Genomic DNA, 681 nt, shown 5'->3' with positions numbered 1-681 from the left:
GCGCGGTGACGGGGGCGTACGAAGTCGAGCAACTGGTCCAGGTCCACCGTGGTGTTGGTGGCGATGTGGCGTGCCATGCCCGGCACCCTACGTGAGGCGCGGCCGTCATCCGGGGAGCACCCGGACTGGGACGAGTACCGCACCGCCATGGTCGAGCAGGGGAAGTCCATCATCAGGATCACCCCTGTGCGCTGGGGCCCGATCGCGACGGGCGGCTTCCCGGCCCGGCTCGTCCAGGACTGAAGCGGGTCGCGGAAGGCTGCGACACGTCTCAGGGCCCTTTGTCCGGGGCCCGGCGGGCCACCATCGCCTCGATGCCCGCCACCAGCAGATCGAGCGCGACGGCGAAGTCCCGCTCGCGCATCTCCTCGACGGTGGTGCCGCCGCGGGCCTCAGCCAGGACGAGTACTTCCGCCGGGCGATGGGGACCATCGAGGAACGCCCCGAGCTGAGCCGGGAGTTCGAGCAGGCGACCGAGATCATGGAGGCCCGCGGCGGCACCACCGTCGAGGAGATGCGCGAGCGGGACTTCGCCGTCGCGCTCGATCTGCTGGTGGCGGGCATCGAGGCGATGGTGGCCCGCCGGGCCCCGGACAAAGGGCCCTGAGACGTGTCGCAGCCTTCCGCGACCCGCCCCCGGACAAAGGGCCCTGAGACGTGTCGCAGCCTTCCGCGACCCGC

The 681-nt window shown here is 71.7% G+C and carries 1 protein-coding gene and 2 pseudogenes; 2 read left to right on the top strand and 1 reads right to left on the bottom strand.

From position 1 onward, the window contains the following. Positions 1-99: 99 nt before the first annotated feature. Positions 100-243: pseudogene (locus tag EAO77_RS40950) on the top strand (PPOX class F420-dependent oxidoreductase); the annotation flags it as partial. A 28-nt stretch (positions 244-271) separates the two neighbouring features. Here EAO77_RS40950 and EAO77_RS38170 read toward each other — a convergent pair. Then, positions 272-388, bottom strand: a pseudogene (locus EAO77_RS38170) (TetR/AcrR family transcriptional regulator); the annotation flags it as partial. Between the two features lie 33 nt (positions 389-421). Between EAO77_RS38170 and EAO77_RS38165 the strand changes: the two are divergent. Then, positions 422-607 carry a hypothetical protein gene (locus EAO77_RS38165; RefSeq protein ID WP_187283631.1) on the top strand — a complete coding sequence of 62 codons (186 nt, stop codon included), beginning with the start codon at positions 422-424 and terminating at the stop codon, positions 605-607. The last annotated feature ends 74 nt before the right edge of the window (positions 608-681 follow it).

This window comes from Streptomyces sp. T39 (assembly GCF_008042045.1).
Taxonomy (GTDB): Bacteria; Actinomycetota; Actinomycetes; order Streptomycetales; family Streptomycetaceae; genus Streptomyces.
The sequence above is the reverse complement of the archived record's forward strand: the minus strand, read 5'-3'. Positions and strand labels throughout refer to the sequence as shown.

What these genes read in the sequence shown, in the direction of transcription:
- EAO77_RS38165 (WP_187283631.1), top strand. Translation starts at nt 422, where the DNA reads ATGGGGACCATCGAGGAACGCCCCGAGCTGAGCCGGGAGTTCGAGCAG.